Genomic DNA, 21,083 nt, shown 5'->3' with positions numbered 1-21,083 from the left:
CAACAACTTCACAAAAAACACATCGCCAATCAAAATTTAAATTAATACAATTAAAACTCTTTCTCAAGATCAAACCGAGTCAATTGTCTACCTACAATCCAGCAGCATTGTGTTTTCGTATATAGTTAATTTCCAGGGAACCAAGATGGTAATACCTCAAACCCTGGACCTGAGTCGGTCTGTAAATTGCTGTATCGACCACTCAGGCTAACTTTACCATTATTTAATACTTTAAATTGGTGCGGCCAAACGACGCCTGATTCAATCCTTCTATAATCAAACTCCTCAACAAAAACACCATTTTCATAAAGTACCTTTCTAATATACCCAGTATCAGGGTCTATACCAAGTAAAGGGGTTATCCTTCCCCCTGAGACGAGCTTCCACCAGCTTTCACTTCTGTGCTCAGGCACATCAAATGGGCCCTACACTTCCATCGATGGGTCACGTAGAAAATAAAGGAAATTAAGCCATAATCCCTGAAGCAAATTATCCTTCTTATTTAAGCTAATATAGGCAGCTGACTCAGGGTCAATTGAATTGCCACCTTGATATAGTTCGTATTGACCTTCTACTCCAAAGTGAATTACATTTTCACGACTTGAATACTCTGCGATGGATTCATTCAAAAAATTTAAATATTGAATTTTTGTACGTGACGGCTTGCTTTCTGAAGATAACTCTATTGTGGACGTTAAAGATTCAATCTTATGTAATGAGTCCTTCCCTCCAAAAGCACCTAAGAGACTTTCTTTAACTTGTAGTGCGGTTGGCATTTCATTCACTAGCGGCTGGTGCCTAAGTAAAACCTGTCCTAAATCTGTACTCTTTATCTCACCGTGGTACAAGGCCAATTCGCCATTAACTAATACATGAATATAGCCTTCTGCGAGCTGCTGCGGATCTTCGTAGGTTGCTCGATCATTGACCTGATCCAAATCAAAGATAGCAATATCGGCATAATATCCAGGAGCCAATCGCCCCCGATCCTGAATGCCTAAGAAACTCGCGGGCAATGCTGTCATCCCCCTAATCAAGAATGGTAAAGAAATCAGAGATTCATCAACAACAAACTGCCTTATCTTCTTAGCAAACGCTCCAAATGTCCTAGGATGTGCACGCTGGCCTGGCACAGCGTGTGAGCCTCCATCCGAGCTCGTCATCATCCATTCCTGTGTTGCTAATAAGCGAATATTGTCCATATCATATAATTCAAGATTCATCACAGAAGCATCTCTTTGCTCCTTAGCAATATGAAGTACAGTATCTAAAGTTGTTAGATTTAATTCCTCGGATACTTGTGCTAACGTTTTGCCATTGAGGTCTTTATTATTATCAGTAAATAATAATTTTTCCGGACCACCACGAATGTCAAGCATCTGCCTATGTTCTGAATGTAAACGATTTAGGAGATTTTTACTTTGTAACCGTTCAAGTAAAGATGTCATTCCTCCAGCTAAGGCCCAGTCTGGAATAGTATAAGCCAGCAATGAACTCTGCGTTGCAGTATATGGATGTTGTGCAGCAAATACCTGAGCACCATCCGCCCTGGCATTATTGATCAAATCTATCCCTACGTTAGCTCGTCCGTCGTTATGCTTACCCTGTGGAGTAAAATGGCTAAAGATAATTCTTGCATCTATTGCTGAACCAATTTTGATAGCTTCAGCAACAGAAGCATCGTATCCTATACCGTTTAGAACTGCCCCCAAATCCCTATCATGGGTATCATAAATAGCTTTATACTTATTTAAGAATGACAGGGATTCAATCACTTCTTTTGTTGAGGCATAAGAAGCCGGTCGGTAAAAAAGACCCGTTGAGACCCCAAAAGCACCTTGCTGCATACCACTTTCAAGATACTGCGTCATTTTTGAACGCTCTTCATTGCTGGCAGGTTTATCATTCATCCCCATAACGTTCAAGCGAGCCTGATTAAAACCCACATAGGTTCCTATATTGACACCGGTATCACTGAGCCTTTCACCTCCCCCTCAGCGATTTTATATTGCTCTAGAACATCATTTTTCCCAAATCCATCTACACCAACAATTACCGAGGTCACGCCCTGAAAGATCTGGGGCAACATTTTTTTGCCCTGCGGGTCATTGAGATCTGCATGGCTATGCATGTCAATAAACCCAGGAGTAACATATAACGCCTCAGCATTAATGGTTAATTTAGCCTTGCTCCTAAAACTATCAGCGTTCCCTACAAAGACTATCTTGTCATCGACCACTCCTACATCTTGCTTTATCCATGGATTACCTGAACCATCGATAACTTTTCCATCAAGAATCAAAATATCCAAATAATCTATTTTATTGTTCTGTGCCAGAGTTACCGCACTGTAGAAAAGGAACAATAAAACAAGGCAATACTTAACTAATAAACTCTGTGTAAATTTCACAATTACGCCCCATTAACTACATAACTCAAACCAAGAACTTCACGATACGGCGAAATAGATAATTCCACACCTTTAATACTCCATGCTTTAGAATACCGCTATTCTCAGCAAGAATTGAAACACCAAATAATATGATACCTGCGATGAGAAAATTGAGAATCGACTTGGCATTCATAATCATCCTTATCAATTTATCTTTATAGGGCACACCACAAAACACAACTAAACGGACTTAAAATTCACCTTACTCTAACCTTATCTGTTACAATCTTTGAATAAAACACTATTTATCGCTTAAACAAGACCGGCTATCGACAGAATTTCATACGGATCTCGAAATTTTCCTGGCATTGCAATACTAACGTTTAGTTAACCTTATAAATATTGATGTAACCAATGGCTTCCCAGCACTAGCAGCTTAATATCTAATTTTCCATTCTACATCTATTACTCTTTTGCCTTGCTTCACTCTTCTACCAAAGATCAATTACAAGAACCTCTACGCACTAAGCCTTTCCTTACCCAAAGTATCACTAGGAAGTAAGTTACTGGTTCGACTCGGAACAAGCCAGTGAGCTGGCACCACTATTTCAGAGGCAGCCAAAATAGAAAATAATCTAATAATAGCCATTTAGGACAAAACTCCACTGCCTCGCCTCAGATTCTACCCTTATAGAAGCAGCCCATTATTAGACGAAAGCACGCATCAATTTCCAACTATCGCGCTTAACAGCACAGCTGCCGCATTTTCTGGGAACGACCTTGCATTTTATTCACATTCTTGGAGTATCGCTAAATTGTGGTGTTTTACAGTTTACTGGGTTCCAAATAGGTTTGTAGGTCATTTTTCATGTATTCGAGCACAGAGTTATGTCGCACCATATTGAAGCCCTATTAAGTGAATGGCAGGCATCGCCTGCGGATGATTGGGTACTAGCCGTAATCACCAAAGTTCAGGGCTCAGCTTATCGTAAGGCGGGAGCGATGATGTTGTTTCACCCACTAGGTAAGAGTATTGGTCTAGTCAGTGGTGGTTGCTTAGAGGCCGATTTAAAACGATACGCTCAACGCGCTATTCAGTATGATACTTCGATTAAAGTGATTTACGATGCCAGTGATGAGTCGGATACTAGCTATCAATTAGGCTGTGGTGGCATTGTAGAACTAATTTTATTTCCCCTCACGCATAGAAACCAATATCTTCAGTTGCATTGCCTATTAGAATATTTGAACTCGGGAAACTCCGCTTTCTACGAACTGGAGTTACCTATTCAAAATACCAATTCAAGAGATCTTGTTGCGAGAGTTATTGCCCCAGAAGTAATGGGCTACCAGATTGATAGCACTACCAAAGCTACGCTATCGCTAGAAAATGGAAAAACAGATGCTCTGCATCCTAGATTAATTATTCCCTGCCTACCCCGCTTTCATATTGCTGTTTTTGGTGGCGGGTTAGATGCTCAGCCAGTAGTCAAAATTGCTCAAGAACTAGGCTGGCATATTACGGTGATTGATGAACGCACAAGTTTTGCCCGTCATTACGATTTCCCTGGTGCAAGTATTCTAAAGAAACCCTATTCACAGCTGACTACATCGCTGCTGAATCAGTTTGATGCGGCGATTGTGATGCACCACAACTTGGACTTGGATGCGAAGGCGTTACAAGCCGTAAGCCTGACGAAGCTACACTATGTTGCGCTGCTCGGCCCTCCACATAGACGTGATAAAGTTCTTGATAGAGCGGGGATAAAAGTAAGTGATTTCTATGGTGTCTTTTTCGCACCGGCAGGTTTAGCATTAGGTGGTGAGCTACCTGAGTCCATTGCTTTGAGCATCCTGGCTCAATGTCACGGAGTATTGCATCAAGCTAGATTGTTACCCCTAGACAAGGTCGCAACGTGAATAAATTTATCCGGGAGACAGCTAGACAACCTTCAAAACGGATACTGGTAGCATTGCTCGCTGCCGGAGAAAGTCGTAGATTTAATGGTATAAAATTACAAGCAACAGTAGATGTGATTGACTCAAATGGGAAGATTAAGAGTCAGCCTCTGCTGTTGCAAACGCTTGATAAACTAACCAGCCTAAACACAAAAACATCAACCGAGCTAAAAGTAGAGTTATTGGTAGTTCTGGGAGCGCATCAAGAGAAGCTGGCTAATTTGTTGTCTTCCGATGTGAACCGACGATTTAACACTAACTGGCAAAGTGGTATTGCAAGCTCTATTAAAGAAGCAGTTATCGAAGCCGAGGCCCTTAAGGTAGATGGTTTGCTAATTGCCTTGGCTGATCACATAGGCGTAACTTTGGATGATTATCAACAATTAATCACTGCGTGGCAGTCATATGGGCAAACTTGCTGCGCCCAATATCAAAATAGTTTTGGCGTACCTGCAGTATTTAACTCCTCAGATTTTACTGATCTCGCATCTCTCACAGGCGATATGGGCGCAAAGCACTTATTGAAAAAGAAATCTAATCTTGATGCTTTATCAATTGTTGAGATCGAGGGTGTCGCCATAGATATAGATCGTAGAGCTGATATAGAAAAATGGCAACAAATGATTGTGGAAAATCTCAGTTAGGGCTTATTTTCAGTTTTTAGTGAGAGTATCAATTTACATAAGTACTTCCGTAAAACTAGCTCTGCGATAGTCAGATTTCCAAGTCAGAGCCAGTTAACGAAAAGAAGCGATTTCGCCACCGATACGCAATTACTAGCGGGATTATCAAGGAGCGGGTAATGTCAGATAAGAAGTTAACCTTAACCATCAACGACGAAAGTTACGCACTAGATATTGATCCAGAGATGCCACTTTTGTGGGCAATCAGAGATTTGCTTGGATTAACAGGCACTAAATATGGTTGCGGTGTTGGATTGTGTGGAGCTTGCACAATCCACTTGGACGGAACGCCGACGCGAGCATGTTTAACGACGGTTTCGCAAGCCAAAGGCAAGAAAGTAACTACCATCGAGGGGCTGCAATTTGCTGAATTGAAGCAAGCATGGAGCGACAATAACGTTCCACAATGTGGCTATTGTCAGTCTGGCCAGCTTATGACTGCTGCCGCGCTATTGACCCAAAACCCATCACCAAGTGATGAAGAGATTAACTCTGCCATGGCTGGAAATATTTGCCGTTGTGGTACCTACACACGAATTCGAGCTGCTATTCAAGACACCGCTAAAAAGAGAACTTAATAATGAGTAGCTTTACAGCCGTAAAAAATTTCAGCCGCCGGGATGTACTTAAACTATTTGGAGCAACTGGCGGGGGCTTAGCTTTAGGTGCAAGTGGGATGAGCTGGAGTCCGATGGCCATAGCACAAGGAAAGGAGCCGAGGTTAAACCTGTTTGTTGCTGTTGGCGAAGACAATAAAGTCTATCTTACCTGTCATCGTTCAGAGATGGGCCAAGGTATTAGAACCGGGATACCTCAGATACTTGCTGATGAGCTTGAGGCTGATTGGCAACATGTCGTTGTGATTCAAGGGTTAGCCGATAAGCGCTATGGAAGCCAGAATACCGATGGGTCACGCAGTATTCGTAAGCATTATGACAAAATGCGACAAATGGGGGCAATAGCTCGGACCATGCTGGAACAAGCTGCAGCAGACTCATGGCAAGTACCTGTCGGAGAAGTGGAAGCCAGGAATCATAATGTTGTACACGTAAAGTCGGGCAGAAGCTTTAGTTATGGAGAGCTAGCAGTTGCTGCTGCTAAACTACCCATACCAGAATTGAACCACGTGAAACTGAAGGAAAACAAGGACTTTAAACATATCGGCAAATCTCACAAGATTGTCGACATGGATAATATGCTATCCGGAAGAGCTAGATATGGCTACGATATTCAAATAGATGGCATGTTGTATGCCAGTATAGCCAGGCCCCCGGTTCTAGGTAGTGATGTAGAAAGTTTAGATGATACCCTGGCTCGCAAGGTTCCCGGGGTTGTGGATGTAATTCAATTACCTGTGCCCGAAGGACCACCTAAGTTTCAAGTTTTAGGTGGTGTAGCAGTTATTGCTACTAACACCTGGAGTGCCTTGCAAGGGCGTAAAGCATTAGAAATAACTTGGACTGCCAGTAAGAATGATAGCCACAGCAGCACAAGTTTCATGGAGTCGTTAATTCAGGGGGTCAAGGAGCCTGGTAAATTAGTTCGCCAACAAGGAGTTGAAAACACCGATTGGCCGGAGGACTCTACCCAGCAAGCCATATACACAGTGCCCTATTTGGCCCACGCACCGATGGAAGCTCCTGCTGCTGTAGCTTCAGTTACACCAAATGGCTGTGAAATCTGGGCATCAACACAAACACCCCAAAGTACGCAGCAAAATGTAGCAGCAAACCTCGGGCTCAATGACGAACAAGTGAAAGTTAACGTCACGCTATTAGGGGGCGGCTTTGGAAGGAAGTCAAAGCCTGACTTTAGTGTGGAAGCGGCACTATTGTCTAAAAAGCTTGGACGGCCGGTTAAAGTTAGCTGGAGCCGCGAGGACGATATCCAAAACGGCTACATGCACGCAATTAGTGCCCAATTTTATCAAGCAAAACTTGATAGCGATCAAATGCCAACGGCAATACTACAACGTACCGCCTTTCCATCTATTAGCACTACCTTTGCCGAGAACGTGGAGTACCCCTCAGCTGGAGAACTGGACCTTGGCTTTGTCGACATTCCATTTACTGTGCGAAGTCATCGTTGTGAAGCGGTTAAAGCACTGGCACATACCCGTATCGGCTGGATGCGCTCAGTGAGTAATATTCAGCACTCCTTTGGCATTGGTAGTTTCGTGGATGAACTGGCACACAATGCCAAAGTATCATGCCCAAAGATGTGGAAAGAAATGTTGGGCCAACCTAGGCATATCGACTTTTCCGGTCAACAGTTCAAATACGGAAACTACGGAGAGGATCTATCACGTCACCCAGTCGATATTGGTCGCTACCATCAGGTGATTGATATTGTTGAAAGGAATATGGCTGAATTTGCACCTAACCAGGCAAATCAAGGCTGGGGCTTTGCCGTTCATCGAAGCTTTAATAGCTATGTAGCTATAGCGATACTGGTGGAGGTAGAAAACACAAACCTTAAGGTACTGCAAGCAATTGCAGCTATTGATGCTGGACTTGTTGTTAACCCTGATAGAGTTGTATCACAAACCGAAGGCGCGGTGATTTTTGGCTTAAGCTTGGCGATGATGGGAGAGGTAGCCTTTGAAGATGGAAAGGTTAAGCAGTCCAACTTCCATGATTACCCTGTACTTCGTATGGGGCAGTGCCCTGATATTTCGGTAAGGGTAGTGAGTGCCAATTCTGCTCCAGCAGGCGTTGGTGAGCCTGGTGTGCCACCCGTAGCCCCTGCATTGACCAACGCGATATTTGCAGCAACAGGAACCAGAATTCGCAATCTGCCAGTAAATAAAAAACTTAATGTTTAAGTTATGATCACAATTGCAAAGGTAGAGCTTTATATCCCCCTACTCGTTCTTCGTGAAGGGGGATATATAAAAGAAAACAGCGTAGACAAAGCCCCACGGAACTGACTGAACCAAATGTAATTCTATTATTGACTCATCAAACTCATCTCGTTCACAACTTAAAAATTAAATCGCTCAAAAGTTTCTTAATAAGAGCATGGATTGCTACATAGCAACAGGATACAGGGTTAAAAATTTTCACTTTTCCGACTTCCTCACACAGAAATCTCATAGTTTTTGGGCCATAGCCTTTACCTTGTTGGGCAACATCAAATAAAGAGATATCTACAAAAACCTCGTTCGGCTTGCCATTTTCATTATTGGGATAGTGTTGAATACTGCTCTTACTGGAAATTAAATTACTTTTTTATTCTAACCGAATAAATTTTAGAGAAGCTTGCCGCTATATCAACTGATTCGGGAGAACATGCGGGGTGCCCCCAACCACTGTCGCTAACGCCATCAACAATATCATAGACAATATTGTCATCCTTATTGGGGCTAACTCCTGAAGGCACATAATCTAGCTGGAGGTTGTGGCGCAATTTCCATGCGATATTATGATCTGCACATGAACTATCACCGCTAACCCCTAGAGCGCCGATAAGCTTTCCATTCATATTATACAGAGCTAAACCGCCACCAAATACATTAATTCCTCCGATCTTTTTACCCACCATCGGGTCATCTTCTGTGCCAATTTGATTTGATGAACCACCATAAGCGACATTTGTATCAACTGGATTGCTATGCTGTAAGCCATATAAACTACCACCAGGCTGTACAGCCGAAAAAAGGTTGGCCGTTGATAGTGATAGGTCGGGAAGACTGAAAGCATTCGCCGTGTTTGCCTTTTGCGCTGAAATAACTCTGCTCCCAGGCCATTGATCACCTCGGTCCTTGCCTGAAAATGCAACTAATTTAACGACACCATCCCTGTCAACGATAGTTGCCCACATATTAAAGTTAAATCCACCATTTTTTTCGCTTACAATATCTTTAAGCACTTTCTGAAGCTCAGAATGCGTTGGGAATTTAACTGAAGCAGCGTCCATACCAACTTCTCCTTTTCTCGCTCAAGTAATTAGCATCCAATCATAGTAGCTTATTGCATTAAATGTGCTTCAACCACTAAAGGTCAGTAGAGCCAACCTATACTCTGCCAGCAAGTTTGAAAATTATTTTCTCGCCTACCTGATTGAAGACTGCCTCTATTGAGAGTTATGACTAGTTTACAACCAACAAGCAGGATAGATCATATTAATCTCCATCCAACTGGTTACGAACCATCTAAATCCAACTTAACTACACGAATGATTGACGACCACAAAATAAACACTATCTAAAATAAAAAAGTCTATATACACAATAAACGATTTTAAGCTAGAAGAATTACTCAAATAATAAATTATAGAAAACAATCATGTCTTTTTACAACTGACTCTTATCAATAGGCAGGGTTATAACCGGCCACCCAAAATACATTTTCTTCACCATTTATACCTATTGTATCGAACGACTCATATACCCATAGGTCTGAATCTAAATTTCTATCTAGCTCATCAGAAAGATACTGTATATTATCTTTAATTGATACGCCCTTTGGATTAGAAGACATTATTAGAGCCAGTCCTTTTGCCGGACTACACTTGCTTAATTTATCAAAGTCACTTCTAATTTTAGGTATTTCAGGACTACCTGTTGAGCTCATCCACCTCTTCATTTCCACCACCACTTCTATTTCTGATGGCACATCTTCCCGGAATACAACAAGATCAATTAAGTCATACTCGACCTGAATCCTTCTAGCGAAGCATCTAAAAAGGTACCTGGCAATGATGAACTGATAATATCTCTCATTATTTATTTTTAGAATCCCAGCTTGGTCACACGAGTAGCAAGAATTATTGGAAAGTGACTCCTGAAGATACTGATCCTCCTCCTGCAGAGCCTTACATGATAAAGAAATTATATCTTTTAATATTAAATCCACCTATCCTCCAACTCACTATTACGCACCACATTGAAGAGTTACTTTGGAAATCAAACTTTAAAATATAAAACTGTAAAGAAACATATACTCGCCACTAAGCAGCATCAATGAAGGTCATGCTTCACCAATATAGATAAAAACTGACTTTATTACTAAGATTTAGCTTCCCTAAGCTGAATGTGATTCCCCTCAGGGTCAGCTACGTTACAAACCTTGAAAATTGGATTTGACCACTCACCCTCCATAGCCCTGCCCCCAAGTGCCTCAGCCTTATTCTTTGCATCTTCAAGACATTCCACCATGACAAATAGTTTAATTGTGTTGAAATTTCGCTCAGGGAGCTCTATGGGCGGGACGTGTACAACAATATTAAATCCATCTTTACCTATACTAATTAACTTATCTGATTTATGTAGTACGTGAAAATCAAACATTTTTAGATAGAACTCGGAGAGACCCTGTATATCTCTTGCATATATTACGACTCCAAACTTTGATGTTTCACTCATATCTTACCACCCCTTGCTTTACAAGACTTCTAAATATCTCGACTTATATTGCATAAGAAACAGCCTCCAAATACAATAAGTTATTGGCAAACTAAAAAATATTAAACCTTAAATCTCAGTCACAAGCCTCAAACTATAGAGTATTTTCCATCTATATTGAGATAGATCTATAACAACAAGAAACAGTTAAAGAATAGATGCCATCTGCATCCACCCTTGCCCTAACTGTTAAAGCCCTAATTTAGATAACTCTAACTCCCTCGTATTTGGCTTTTCGTCTAAAATATGATCGATATATCCTTTAATTGAATCTGAGTAGCTTGGATCTATTTTTGCTGAATGAATCAACAAAGTGTAAGCAGCTGGATAATTATCGAGGTAACCATATGCTTTACCCAGATTAAAGAACGACCAAGCATTTCCTCCTGTCATTTGAATATATCTAGTGAAAGCATGCTTAGCTTCATCCCATTTTTCTAACCGAAGCGAGCACCACCCCATCCTCTTTTGATAATCGTAATAATATTGATAATTATCAGAAAATTGCTTGACGACATCATAGCACTCTTGATATTTCTTCTGGTAGGAGTATGCGTTTGCAAGTTCCATATATAAGCCATAATACCCAGAATCAATGTGCTCCCTGGCTAAGCTTTCAGCCAACTCATATTTTTTCTTAGCGTTTGCTCTGTTTACTTTATCGGCAATAATATACCCCTTCATCTGCCGATGAGTGCTTTCAGTTATTAAATTTTCTCTCTGTGCCAACTTCAACATTTCTTCCATAGAGAAATAACTACCCCCCATCGGGGCTTTAATCCATGCATATACGTATGCCAAAGAGGGAAATCATTTTGAGTATGTTTTACACCTTTGAGCAACAATTCAAAAGCCTCTTCTGCATTATTCCCTTTACTATATATTGATATTCCGATTGAAGTGTCATAAGCCCTAATTAAATCAGGGTCTATTTCCAGAGCTTTTACTACCAATGTATTTGCCAGCTCCAAATTAGCGTAAAGTTTTTTAAAGCTTGACTCTGACGTTTGAGAAGCCCATTTGTTACCCCGATGATATTGGCCTCTCCTATAGTAATATCTGCCCAAGGCTGAATAGGCAAAAGCGGACTCCGGAAATTCCTCGAGCCACATCTTGAGTTTGCTCTCGATCAAATCTGACTTGTGATCACTGGTAAACCAGAGCGTCCCAAACACATCTATATAAATCGCATCACTGACTTTACCAGATATATATGCCTTGTTTGCCGTTGCTTGGATATTTTCAAGTTCTTGAAATCTTTCTTCTAAAAGCAATTGCCTGTAATATCCATGCGGCATTACTTTAAATGAATCTGCTTTGGGCGCCTTTGCACATGACAATATCAATGGCAACATAATTAACAAACAAAAATTAAGCTTCACTATATTTATCCTTACTACTTTTAAAGCGCATAATTATTATAACATCTTACCGTGTGGCAACTTCAATTTATGGCTCTTAAGCAATCTACCCTGGCCTACAAACAATTAGAGCGCAAATGGTCAGAAAAACCTAGGTTATAGGTACAATAACCAAAGATAATACCCTGACTGACCGCTCCAGTTACAGATTTTATCTTTCAAAGCTACATTTCAAACTGGCTCTAACTATCATCGATGTGACGTAAATCATGAAGGGACAATCGACAGTTACATATGGAACTTATGTTACAATCAAGGGACGTCTCTGTCGATTATTATCTAATTCACTGATAATTAGTATTACAAGAGCACCAACCCATAGACACTAGCTTTAAAAATACTCTTCAAGCACTACACAAAGTCATCCCTGTAGAATTTCTAAAATAAACACTTTTGTACAAGCTTCCTTTGTGTTAGCTACTAACATCTACAACTATAACTGCCTTAACAACAAAGCCTGAGACCATCATCTCATTCTCACACGGGGAGTTTATCGAGCACTTAAAAGTACTTGAATATAATCCTCCCCAATAGATTTTTCTCACGGTGATAAGGATATCGGATAGCAGAAGATGGCATTACCGTGGATTTAAGCGTCTATTTGTTTAACCCAAAGATTACAATGTCTTGCAAGTTGTGCTCTACCCTGTAATATCACTTAGAACAAATACCAGGATTATTGTCAGTAAAATCATTATGTATCAGTTTACGTATGAGCCTACCCCTAAAAATGTCCTACTGGACCTGATGGGCGTTAACAAGCGACACGAGCTTGGAACCAGTCAGCTCAGCTTTATATCTGATGCATTTGACATTTCTATCAATAGTCTACGAGTAACATTAAATAGATTGGTGAGTACCGAATTGGTCAGCCATGATGGGCGGGGGGTGTACCGTTTAACAGAAAAAGCGATCGCCAAACGCGCTTTTATCAACCGCTGGCAACATGATACTTTTCATTATGAAACTTGGGACGGTAGTTGGCTTACTTGTCACTTACCTAAAGGAATATCACGTACGGTTCGTAGAAAGTCATTATCTGTTCTCCAATGGTATGGTTTTTCCGTAGGCCTCGATCACCTGTGGGTACGACCCAACAATCTAAAACTCGCCCATACTGAAATAATCGCTTCATTAGATACTCTTGGACTTGAGGTAGGGGCTAGCTGTTTTGTATTACATGAGGTTCCCGATTCATTAGTCTCTCAATGGGGTCACCAGCTATGGGATATCGAAAGGCTTGATAGCGAATATGACGATCTCGTGCGGTCCCTTGAGAACAGCCTTAAGACTCTGTCAAATAAACCTATTTATACAACATTATCAGAAACATGCCGGTTGGGTGGTGAGGCCATTCATCGCCTAGCGATTGATCCTCTACTCCCAAAGATAATAAGACCGCAAGAGAAGTACCAAGAATTGAAGAATATCGTGCGTAAGTACGATCGTATTGGCCGTAACATTTGGCTGGAACAGTTGAAGAAGTTAGGTGTTGACTAATAATCACAACAAGGTACTCCTCAATGAATATCCCAATTAGCAAAGAAGAACTCAAGCCTTTTCTGCAGCGTAGTGATGCCAGAGCTTGGTGGATAGTAGCAAGCGCTTGGATTAGCATCGTTAGTATTTTTGTTATTGCAGCACTATTACCATATTGGTACGTATATATTGCAGCAGTATTCTTGCTTGCTGGGCGTCAACAGGCCTTAGCCGCAATCATGCATGAAGCCAGTCATAAAACGCTTTTCGCAACCCGGGCCTATAATAAATTCGTTGCCAAGTGGTTATCTTCACCATTTTTATTGATGGATGGTGATACCTATATTAAGAGCCATCTAAAACATCATCGAAATGCTGGCACAGATAAAGATCCGGATCTGAAGAACTACAAAGACTATCCTGTAAGTAAAAGGAGTCTAGCGAGAAAATTCACTAGAGATTTTTTGGGAATCACTGGTTTAAAGGCAAATCTATATCTTTTTTTAAGCGGTCGAGATTTGTTGAGCAGAAATAAGAGAGTTAATTATCAGTTGACACGGGGCCTGTTTGTTAACGGTATCATGTTTGCGGCTTTGTGGGCCTCTGGCTTTCCGCAGTTGTATATCCTATGGGTAATAGCCTACTTCACAGTCTATATGGCCATCATTCGAATGCGTCAAATCGCTGAGCATGCCGGGGTTAAAGATCTCTATCATCTGGAACCAAAATATAATACACGATCGGTTCCAAGGGGAATTTTAGGATTACTCTTTGTCAGCCCCACCGATGGATTAAGCTACCATTGTGAGCATCACGCTTTTATGGGTGTGCCCACCTATAACTTAAGGGCACTCCATAAGTTTCTTAAGGCCCGCGGGTACTATGATGATGTAGAGCTGGCTGATAACTACCTTGGCGTGTTAAGGCAGGTGTTAAGATAGCAACTGAAACTGAATACTTCGCGGCAAAACAGCTTAAGATAAGAATGATACTTCCGCCGTATTTTCCATACAGGCAGCAGCAAAAGCCATGCTAACCTATCCGTGAAATGGTTTTTTGCTTTGCTGCCATCTAAATCCATACATTAGAGCTTCGCTTTATATATGATAAATGCCGATCGAGCACCCACTATTGCGCTTACCAGGAATATTCTGCACATCCAACAGCCAACCTAATTGCTGCCTCCGCCAATAAATGATTGGAGTTCAAGGTAGGCAGAGGGGAGTTGGAGTCACTAATTATTAGTGGTATTTCTGTACACCCAAGTATAACGGCATCACAACCATTAGCCTTCAAACTTTGAATTACCTCTTGAAAGTAAGTTACTGAATCTGGCGTCGAGACACCACAGACCAATTCTTCCATAATTAAGCGGTCTATATTGTGTACCTGCTCATTTGTAGGTCGCAGCCAACCAAGGTTCTGCCCTTCAATTTTCTTTGGGTAAACATCACTTTCCACCAGCCATTTGGTGCCTAAAATACCAAGCTTTTGATAACCGCGAGATTTCGCACTCTCTGCTACAACTTCAGCAATATGGAGCCAAGGTAGCGATGATAATTCTTTTACATACTCAAACGCCTGATGAATGGTATTATCTGGACAAATTAAGAAATCAGCACCCTGCGCTTTGAGCTTTGAGCTTTGAGCTTTTTAGCTGAAGAAAGCATTAGGTCACCAACACTCAACAAATCGCTGTTATTCAATCGATCCACATAGTCTGCCAAAGAGTGAGTATGCATGGAGATTTCCGGGTGCGCATACTCCCCCAAAATTTTGGGGCTTTCAGTACATATTGTTCTGTAGCAAAGGGCGGTCCCTTCTGCGGAGCATCCAACTATACCTATATGTTTAGGCAAGGTTTTCATGTTACTAAACTTCTATCTATTAGAATTAATCCGCTACTTAGAATCGTGGCGGCCCCTTATGATACGCACTACTATCGATACTCACTTTAGAGTAACTAAACTTAAAACCCAAAGGCTATATCTCTACCGATATCAATATTCCCTTCACATAACTTTTCAGCAAAAGTAATTTTGAAGACACAGCTAATCAATGTAACGCCTATCTCAAACGCTAAAGTACGCACCTTTTGATGGGGCAAATTAATTACTTGAGTATAGCGCTATTGATATCACGCTATTAGAGCGAGATACAGTATGGTTTGAAAAAATCTGACAAGATAAACGGAAGGGATAATACTGGTTTTTTGGCTTTGTGGGCTAGGTGAGCGTAGATAAGACTTTCAGCAGGGAGGCCTTATCTACGCACTTGCTATCGAGTATGATTTTTAATCAGCGCAAGTTATCTCTCTCTTCCTTCATGCGCTTACCTATCGCTAAATGCGTCGCTGGATCAAAATGGTAATAACCTGAGAGATCATCTGTTTCATGAGCCTCAACATTGTAGGTGGTATCGAGACAATTCTGGACACCCACCAAAGTAGAAGCTTAAAGCGTCAAGTCAATTGACACAACACAGGCAGAATGATCAAAATACTGGAGTCAAAGATAAAAATCCATGACTCTTCCGCGCAGCACGCAAATCTCTCTCGATGCAACACCCTATTATCACTGTGTCTCCCGCTGTGTGCGTAGAGCGTTCCTTTGCGGTAGGGATGCTAATCCGAAAAAGACTATGAGCACCGACGCCGGTGGATTGAGGCCAGGATGCATAAGCTGGCCTCAATCTTTGCTCTCGATATCGCTGCCTATGCGGTAATGAGTAATCACACCCATATTGTGCTCTATATCGATACCTACACAGCAAACTCATGGTCCACTATCGAGATAATTGAACGCTGGCAACAACTTTTCAAAGGTTCTGCGCTAAGCAAACGTTATCTTCGCGGTGAAGCCCTGGATGCCGTCGAGCTGGAAAAACTTCAGGAGGTGACATCCCTTTGGCGCGAACGCCTGGCCGATATCAGCTGGTTTATGCGCTGCCTGAACGAGTCCATCGCCCGCCAGGCCAATGCCGAGGACAGCTGCACCGGTCGTTTCTGGGAAGGGCTTTTCAAGTCTCAGGCCTTGATGGATGAAAGAGCCCTTGCCGCCTGCCTGGCTTACGTGGACCTCAACCCTATCCGTGCTAGTATCGCTAATCCGATTACACTTCGATCCAGCAACGCATCCACACAGCCATCTCAGGCCAGCAGCCCAAAAGCCTACTGCCGCTGGTGGGCGGAGAGCGCCGGGATATGCCTAAAGGCTTGCCTTTTCAGCTGGATCACTATTTAGAGCTGGTAGACTGGAGTGGCCGGCAGCTGCACCCTAAAAAGCGCGGCGCTATTCCCGAAAACATCCCACCTATTTTAAATCGGCTGGGTATTTCGCCAAAACACTGGCTCTACCTAAACCGCAATTTTGAAAGCCGCTTTAAACGCTTGGTGGGCTCGGCGGAAGCGGTACGCCAGGTCTGTGCGCAGCAAAATAAACGCTGGGTACACGGGCTGCCCGATTGCCAGCGCTTTCTTTGCCCCGCCCCCTGCTAGATTACAGAAATCCGCTTATCAGCTGCCCCTAGATTCCATCGCTCCCGACTCTACACCCCACCTGATTCCCTATGGACTCCCAAAATGATCTTTTAACGCCAAATTGCCATCTATTTTGAGACAGATATACCGGCTACCAAGTGGTGGCGAAAAAATTCTTGTCTAGCTTCCGACTCTCCATTCTTTGGATGTTCTTTGGATGTCCTGGATTAATTTCTCTGGATTAATTTCTAATTCCTGGATTAATTTGAGGAATTATTCAGAGACTCACTAGATTCAATGAACTGCTATACGCACGAGATATACAACTTGGATATAGGAAGATTCTCATCATCAATTAATGCACATTCCAGATTTCAGAGCCCACATATCAATAAAATATTGATAGCTATTTACATACCATCAACTCAGATTTTTATTGAGCGCAGAAAGTACTACTCGGGTTGTGGCTGAAACCTCTTGTTTAGCACAATAGCCATATCTTTTGACAAGTTCGAGATAGACGGCAATAGATAAAGGAAAGAGGAAATAATAAACACAAATCCAGCAATGGACCACGCAATAGAAATACTAAAATAGTGAGCTGTATACCCTGCCACTAAAGCCCCTGCCGTCGCACCCCCTTGTGCAATTAAAGATTTCACCGATAGCATTGTTGATCTTCTAGATTCTGGAATTTTCTCGTGAAACATTGCCGATCCTGGAGCCATCGAAATCCCAACAACAACATGCAATAGTAAATATACAACTATAAAACCATACAAATCACTTTGAATTGCAAATATAAAAAATAGTAGTCCTGTACAGAACTCAAGCACCAATAGCATATTCGAATAATTATTTTTAAAAACTCTTGACAAGGGAATGGAGCATCCCTGCCCTACCGCCATACAAACATAATTTAATGCAAATAGAATACCAAACAACCAAAGACTTTCCTTGCTGTCGACTAAAGTAGAAAGCATTGGCTGCCAAAGTTGCTCTAAACTAATGAATGCGACCCCGCTTATGAAGTCAATTAATAAAAGTGGTTTAAAGACTGGATTCTCAACAATCACATCAAAAGCACTCTTAATGGTACTGTGAACCTCGCGGAAAAAATTCGAACCAACTGGCTCCCCCATAGAATCTGATTCACCAACAAAATAGAAAGTACAAAGCATATGTATTAATATTAAAGGAACAAGAAAGACAAAACCCACCTCATAAAACCCTATAAAATCGTAGCTATCACTTACAAATGAAAACCATACTGGGATAAGTCCTGAAAATACTGCCCCAACAGCTAAGCCAATCATCTGGAAAATATTTACTGAAGCTTGGGCTTCCATCAAGTTTGTTTCACCATCTCTAGAAACCACTTTAAACTGCTCAACAAAAAGTGCATCAATAGTTCCAGAGAAAAGAGCTATAGACAATCCATTAAGAATCATAAATACAATCAATTCCGCAAAGCTAGACGACCACCAAAAACCTATCACTACAAGCAGTAGAACCAGCTCGCCAGCTATAAAGGTCTTTTTTCTCCCGTATCTATCAGCAAGCGCTCCAAACGGGACCTCTAAAGCAACAGTGGATATTGTTGCTACTGCCAACAATATACCCATTTCATGAAGCTCGATTCCTTTACTCATAAACAACAAGAATATAATCGGAGCAATCATCCCACTTATAGCTGATATTCCGGCCTGAACAAGACCAAACTTAATTATTAAAGCATGTACCGACCTGCTCATCTTTATCACCATTCCTGGTTGAAACGCCGCCATCGCATAGCAATAAATTATGGCTATGCCTAGCTAAAATTCATACTCTAACCTACTGTGATGGGTCAGCACGATTACATACAAGTACAATTACAACCTCACGAATCCATGTTAGGTATTAAGGGTTGCGATTAGATCAATTCACAAATGATATTCATAACTTTCTATTAGGATAGAAACTATTAACTCTTCACACCTAGGAAGTGAGGATTCCTAAAATACAACTCACGAGATGTTAAAGATCAATTTGCCCCTTGTGATTCAATACTCCAACGCTCACAGTATCAACTTGAATATCTGAAGAGGGTGAGTAATTCGAAAATTTTTAACAAAATTCCCATATGTCATTCGCCTCCAGTTGTAGAAGTAAATAATTAGCCGCATATATAAAGATTAAACTCTAGTCGGGCTGTGCGTTTTCACAAAATAAAGTAAAGCTTGTTTTGCTTCGCTACGAGTAGTAAGTGCCATTAATCAGGGAAAATTCTACTGGTAGCACTACCACCTTTCCCGGTCCAGAAAAAGGCAGCGATGAGTTGAAGGAATTGTAATAATGTGAGGAATGAACGACTTAAATTAGGTCTTAGGTACCTCGCTTGGCCTAGGCAAAGCGATATACCAAAGCAAGGCAACCTGAGAGTATATTGGAGTTAACTTGTAAGCCTTTAAGGCAAAGCCAGAGCGGATAAAACCTTAAGAATGATGGTTTTATCCACTACTTAACCCCTGTAAATGAGTCCTAAATCAATGTAAGTTATCCCTCTCTTCTTTCATTCTCTTACCTATCGCTAAATGCGCCGCTGGATCAAAATGGTAATAACCTGAGAGATCATCTGTTTCATGAGCCTCAACATTATAGAGGTTGTCTGCAACAGACTGTTGGGCAGACTGGATAGCTCCACTGGCATCACCATAGTGGCTTTTAGCAATAACAATGGGCAAGTCATAATCATTTAGCGCTTCCCGTAGGCCATTCACCAGACAGGTCAAATTCGCCTCATAGTTGTTTTCATTTACACTTTGCCCTCCATCATTCCAACCCTGGAACCAGATAAAACTATCGATTTCAATCGACTTATTTTCATACTGCGGAAAGTAACCAGCCAAGACTTCAGGGTCGCGCAAGGCCTCAATCTTCTCCAACATCGCAGTGTAAAGAGACTCCTGATTTTCCTCATCTTGGGTCCACTCATTAGCGGCGGAGTCATGGCAGCCAGGGACCTTCCAGTCTACTCTCAGGTCAGTACCACCCTGAACCACTTTTAAAAGTAACAGATCGTTCTCAGTCTCTTCACCGAGGTAGTGCCCTAAAGTGAGCTCTGGTCCATAGCGGTTAGTAGACACGCCATAATTGGGGAACAATTCACCATGGCGCTCAGAGAAGGAGAGAGAACCGGTATCATTCAATGAACCCTGATACTGCAGTACAGTAATATCGTCTCGTGTACCTTCAAGAGCTGCGTCCAGGTGGCCATCAGCATAAATCTCAGCTACCTCCATAGCAGTACTCATTTGCATCCAGGCATCGTAGTTGTACCCATAGGAGCCTTCGCTAGAGGAGAAGTAATATCTACTAATGGTGGCAAAGAGTCGGTCAGTCAGATCAAAGTTACGGCTATCACAGGTTTCACCTGTATGAGAGTCGAGACTGCCTGCACGGCAGAGGAATTGCCCGAGCTTCTGCACCACAGGATCTTCGTTATCATCGCTAAGTCTCTGGTTATAATCGGCTAGCGAATCACTATTATTGATAAACTGCTCTGTTATCTGGTCATCACTAATCGCCGTAGAACCACAGTCGACATCGCCGTAGGTGTAATCTGCATTGGCATGGCAAATCAGCTCTTGCAAGCGATCTAACCGGGTGTTGTTGCCTTCCATATTGGACTGGCCTGCCATAACCACAACTTTTACAACATCCTCATCTGAAGTATCACCCACTGGATCGGTATTTACGTCGCCACCAGATGGATAGATAGCAAAATCATAATCATAAAACTCAAAATCCCTGAAGGTGTCAGGAGTTGTGACTACGAGAGCATAGAGTTCATGATTGGCAGGTACCGGTACTACGGTACTTGAATCTTCCCCGGAGCTATCAATATCAAATGGATAATAACTACGAGAGCCGGTAGATGGGTTGTAAACCACTGCACGACCACGGAAGTCCGCATGAGCTGGGTTATTTTCAGCATCAACCCTAACCGCAATGGTGTAGTTACTGTCTTCAGTAATACCTTCTACCTTAAAGGCATTAAAAGCCCAAGAGCCTGGTACAAAACCGGTATCCATATCAGTCCAGCTGTTACCCGTCCCTTCCTGGTCAAATGTTTGAGTGTACTTATTATCGTGGGTGCTGGCATCAGGGTGCTCACTCAACATTCGACTCAAAGAGGCCGCCTCCGACACCTGGTAGGCCTCACTCTCAACCATATCCCAGGTCGTGATTTGTGCGGCAAAATCTGCAAACAGGGCCTTCATGT

18 protein-coding genes are annotated in these 21,083 nt (G+C 41.9%); 8 read left to right on the top strand and 10 right to left on the bottom strand.

Annotated features, from left to right (window positions below; all coding sequences use genetic code 11):
- Window positions 1–125: 125 nt before the first annotated feature.
- The 3 genes from QT397_13745 to QT397_13735 are packed head-to-tail and all read right to left on the bottom strand — an operon-like array spanning window position 126 to window position 2,410.
- Window positions 126–413 (bottom strand): hypothetical protein, encoded by a 288-nt coding sequence (locus tag QT397_13745; protein ID WNZ58354.1) that lies wholly within the window; start codon window positions 411–413, stop codon window positions 126–128.
- A 12-nt stretch (window positions 414–425) separates the two neighbouring features.
- Window positions 426–1,946 (bottom strand): amidohydrolase family protein, encoded by a 1,521-nt coding sequence (locus QT397_13740; protein WNZ58353.1) that lies wholly within the window; start codon window positions 1,944–1,946, stop codon window positions 426–428.
- Between the two features lie 8 nt (window positions 1,947–1,954).
- Complete coding sequence (locus tag QT397_13735) at window positions 1,955–2,410, bottom strand: hypothetical protein (protein ID WNZ58352.1); 456 nt, start codon at window positions 2,408–2,410, stop codon at window positions 1,955–1,957.
- Between the two features lie 870 nt (window positions 2,411–3,280).
- On the opposite strand from QT397_13735, the gene QT397_13730 reads away from it, so the two are divergent.
- The 4 genes from QT397_13730 to QT397_13715 all read left to right on the top strand — a co-directional run bounded on the left by QT397_13730 (window position 3,281) and on the right by QT397_13715 (window position 7,858).
- The gene (locus QT397_13730; GenBank protein WNZ58351.1) at window positions 3,281–4,312 is read left to right on the top strand and encodes an XdhC family protein; all 1,032 of its coding nucleotides are present in this window, start codon (window positions 3,281–3,283) and stop codon (window positions 4,310–4,312) included.
- Window positions 4,309–4,995: a nucleotidyltransferase family protein gene (locus QT397_13725; GenBank protein ID WNZ58350.1), complete on the top strand. Its 687-nt coding sequence runs from the start codon at window positions 4,309–4,311 to the stop codon at window positions 4,993–4,995. The genes QT397_13730 and QT397_13725 overlap by 4 nt, the downstream gene beginning before the upstream one ends.
- Before the next feature lie 158 nt (window positions 4,996–5,153).
- Entirely contained in the window at window positions 5,154–5,612 is a 459-nt protein-coding gene (locus tag QT397_13720) for a (2Fe-2S)-binding protein (protein WNZ58349.1), read from the top strand.
- A gap of 2 nt (window positions 5,613–5,614) precedes the next feature.
- Complete coding sequence (locus tag QT397_13715; GenBank protein WNZ58348.1) at window positions 5,615–7,858, top strand: molybdopterin-dependent oxidoreductase; 2,244 nt, start codon at window positions 5,615–5,617, stop codon at window positions 7,856–7,858.
- A 398-nt stretch (window positions 7,859–8,256) separates the two neighbouring features.
- On the opposite strand, the gene QT397_13710 is transcribed toward QT397_13715, so the two are convergent.
- From QT397_13710 to QT397_13690, 5 genes are all read right to left on the bottom strand, one after another.
- Window positions 8,257–8,952: a heme-binding protein gene (locus tag QT397_13710; protein ID WNZ58347.1), complete on the bottom strand. Its 696-nt coding sequence runs from the start codon at window positions 8,950–8,952 to the stop codon at window positions 8,257–8,259.
- Between the two features lie 392 nt (window positions 8,953–9,344).
- The gene (locus QT397_13705; GenBank protein ID WNZ58346.1) at window positions 9,345–9,890 is read right to left on the bottom strand and encodes a hypothetical protein; all 546 of its coding nucleotides are present in this window, start codon (window positions 9,888–9,890) and stop codon (window positions 9,345–9,347) included.
- Between the two features lie 152 nt (window positions 9,891–10,042).
- Window positions 10,043–10,399, bottom strand: coding sequence for a VOC family protein (locus QT397_13700; protein WNZ58345.1), 357 nt, complete (start codon window positions 10,397–10,399; stop codon window positions 10,043–10,045).
- A gap of 228 nt (window positions 10,400–10,627) precedes the next feature.
- Window positions 10,628–11,185: a hypothetical protein gene (locus tag QT397_13695; protein ID WNZ58344.1), complete on the bottom strand. Its 558-nt coding sequence runs from the start codon at window positions 11,183–11,185 to the stop codon at window positions 10,628–10,630.
- Complete coding sequence (locus QT397_13690; GenBank protein WNZ58343.1) at window positions 11,170–11,820, bottom strand: DUF4034 domain-containing protein; 651 nt, start codon at window positions 11,818–11,820, stop codon at window positions 11,170–11,172. Before QT397_13690 ends, QT397_13695 begins: the two co-directional genes overlap by 16 nt.
- A gap of 735 nt (window positions 11,821–12,555) precedes the next feature.
- Here QT397_13690 and QT397_13685 point away from each other — a divergent pair.
- The 4 genes from QT397_13685 to QT397_13670 all read left to right on the top strand — a co-directional run bounded on the left by QT397_13685 (window position 12,556) and on the right by QT397_13670 (window position 16,834).
- Window positions 12,556–13,359: a hypothetical protein gene (locus tag QT397_13685; protein ID WNZ58342.1), complete on the top strand. Its 804-nt coding sequence runs from the start codon at window positions 12,556–12,558 to the stop codon at window positions 13,357–13,359.
- Between the two features lie 23 nt (window positions 13,360–13,382).
- On the top strand, window positions 13,383–14,279 hold the full coding sequence (locus QT397_13680) for a fatty acid desaturase family protein (GenBank protein WNZ58341.1): 897 nt from the start codon (window positions 13,383–13,385) through the stop codon (window positions 14,277–14,279).
- A 1,731-nt stretch (window positions 14,280–16,010) separates the two neighbouring features.
- A complete protein-coding gene (locus tag QT397_13675; protein WNZ58340.1) occupies window positions 16,011–16,580 on the top strand; it encodes a nitrogen fixation protein NifB in 570 nt (189 codons plus the stop codon).
- Window positions 16,541–16,834 (top strand): hypothetical protein, encoded by a 294-nt coding sequence (locus QT397_13670; protein WNZ58339.1) that lies wholly within the window; start codon window positions 16,541–16,543, stop codon window positions 16,832–16,834. Before QT397_13675 ends, QT397_13670 begins: the two co-directional genes overlap by 40 nt.
- A 434-nt stretch (window positions 16,835–17,268) precedes the next feature.
- On the opposite strand, the gene QT397_13665 is transcribed toward QT397_13670, so the two are convergent.
- Both QT397_13665 and QT397_13660 read right to left on the bottom strand, forming a co-directional pair.
- Complete coding sequence (locus QT397_13665) at window positions 17,269–18,570, bottom strand: MFS transporter (protein WNZ58338.1); 1,302 nt, start codon at window positions 18,568–18,570, stop codon at window positions 17,269–17,271.
- Between the two features lie 774 nt (window positions 18,571–19,344).
- Window positions 19,345–21,081, bottom strand: a complete 1,737-nt coding sequence (locus QT397_13660; GenBank protein ID WNZ58337.1) for a sialate O-acetylesterase — start codon at window positions 21,079–21,081, stop codon at window positions 19,345–19,347.
- Window positions 21,082–21,083: the final 2 nt, after the last annotated feature.

Origin of the sequence: Microbulbifer sp. MKSA007 (genome assembly GCA_032615215.1) — a bacterium.
Taxonomy (GTDB): domain Bacteria; phylum Pseudomonadota; class Gammaproteobacteria; order Pseudomonadales; family Cellvibrionaceae; genus Microbulbifer.
This window is presented reverse-complemented; position numbering and strand designations above follow the sequence as displayed.